This is a genomic window from Chromobacterium vaccinii (genome assembly GCF_000971335.1).
Lineage (GTDB): Bacteria > Pseudomonadota > Gammaproteobacteria > Burkholderiales > Chromobacteriaceae > Chromobacterium > Chromobacterium vaccinii.
In genome coordinates, this window is record NZ_JZJL01000114.1 from 1 (window position 1) to 2,174 (window position 2,174).

Annotated in this window: 2 protein-coding genes; both read left to right on the forward strand. The window is 62.3% G+C overall.

What is annotated here, in order from left to right:
- Window positions 1–546, forward strand: a 546-nt coding sequence (locus VL52_RS22800; RefSeq protein WP_046159191.1) for a hypothetical protein, incomplete at its 5' end; no start/stop codon positions are given.
- Window positions 547–631: 85 nt separating this feature from the next.
- The coding region (locus VL52_RS22805; protein WP_046159192.1) for a hypothetical protein at window positions 632–2,174 on the forward strand (1,543 nt) is incomplete at its 3' end.

The following is a 2,174-nucleotide window of genomic DNA, read 5'->3' on the forward strand; positions in this document are numbered from 1 at the left end:
AGCCTGATTGGCGGCCAGGGCGTCGATTTCACGGTCTCCGATCAACTGCACAACGACGGCGTGGTCGGCAGCGACGGCCAGGTGAAGCTGACGGCCGGCACGCTGGAGAACGCCGCCGGCACGATTCAGTCGGGCAAGGATCTGCAACTTACCGCTAACAGTCTCAGCAACGCCGACAAGGGCCAGATCCTGGCGTTGGGCAAGAACGCCGCCAGCACCGTTGATGTCAGCGGCGAGCTGCATAACCAGGGCAAGCTGGCTGGCAACGCCGACCTGACCGTCAATGCGGCGACGATAGACAACGCCAAGGGCACGTTGCAGGCGGCCAGCCATCTGGAGTTGAGCAAGCAGGCTACATTGACCAACGACGGCGGCCACATCGTTGGCCAGAGTTTGAAGTTGAACGCCGGCTCGCTCAGCAACCAGGCGGGTGAGATCTATGCCCAGCAGCAGCTGATCAGCCAGTTGAAGACGCTCGACAACAGCAAAGGCAGCCTGATCGGCGGGCAGGGTATCGATCTGACCGTTTCGGACCAGTTGCGCTAAGCGTGCATGGGCCAAGTCGGCATGGGCCGGACGATGGTAGTGCGGTGCCCGATGGGGTTCCAAACGGCTGGATCCCGCCTGGCCAATGCCAAGGCATCACGGGAACGGGGAAATACGGGCCGCCGGCACGATTCAATCGGGCAAGGATCTGCAACTGAGCGCATCGGGCCTGAGCAATGCCGACAAGGGTCAGATCCTGGCGTTGGGCAAGAATGCGGCGAGCAAGGTTGACGTCAGCGGCGAGCTGCATAACCAGGGCAAGGTCGCCGGCAATGCCGACCTGACCGTTAACGCAGCCAGCATCGACAACGCCAAGGGTACCTTGCAGGCGGCCAGCCATCTGGAGTTGAGCAAGCAAAGCACGCTCACCAACGATGGCGGCCATATCGCCGGCCAGAGTCTGACGCTGAACGCCGACTCGCTCAGCAACAAGGGCGGTGAACTGTATGCTCAAGGCCAACTGAGCAGCCAACTGAAGACCCTAGACAACAGCAAGGGTAGCCTGATCGGCGGCCAGGGCGTCGACCTCACCGTCAGCAGTCTGCTGCGCAACGACGGCGTGGTGGGCAGCGATGGCCAGGTGAAGCTGACTGCCGGCGCACTGGAGAACGCTGCTGGCACCATCCAATCTGGCAAGGATCTGCAGCTGACGGCAAGCAGCCTCACCAACGCCGACAAAGGCCAAATCCTGGCCCTCGGCAAAGACGCGGCGAGCAAGGTGGATGTCAGCGGCGAGCTGCACAACCAGGGCAAACTGGCCGGCAACGCCGACCTGACTGTCAACGCGGCGGCGATAGACAATGCCAAGGGCACGCTGCAAGCGGCCAGCCATCTCGACCTGTCGAAACAATCCAGCTTGATCAACGATGGCGGCCACATCGCCGGCCAGAGTTTGAAGTTGAACGCCGACTCGTTCAGCAATAAGGGTGGTGAACTATATGCCCAAGGCCAACTGAGCAGCCAACTGAAGACCCTAGACAACAGCCAGGGCAGCCTGATCGGCGGCCAGGGTGTCGATCTTACAGTCAGTACCTTGCTGCACAACGACGGTGTGGTCGGCAGCGACGGCCAGGTGAAGCTGACGGCCGGCACGCTGGAGAACGTCGCCGGGACCATCCAGTCCGGCAAGGACCTGCAACTGACTGCCGCGTCCCTGACCAACGCCGACAAGGGCCAGATCCTGGCGTTGGGCAAGAACGCCGCCAGCACTGTTGACGTCAGCGGCGAGCTGCACAACCAGGGCAAACTGGCCGGCAACGCCGACCTGACTGTCAACGCGGCGGCGATAGACAATGCCAAGGGCACGCTGCAAGCGGCCAGCCATCTCGACCTGTCGAAACAATCCAGCTTGATCAACGATGGCGGCCACATCGCCGGCCAGAGTTTGAAGTTGAACGCCGACTCGCTCAGCAACCAGGCGGGTGAGATCTATGCCCAGCAGCAACTCACCAGCCAACTGAAGACGTTCGACAACAGCAAGGGCAGCCTGATCGGCGGCCAGGGCGTCGATCTCACCGCCAGCAGTCTGCTGCGCAACGACGGCGTGGTGGGCAGCGATGGCCAGGTGAAGCTGACTGCCGGCGCACTGGAGAACGCTGCCGGCACCATTCAGTCCGGCAAGGACTTGC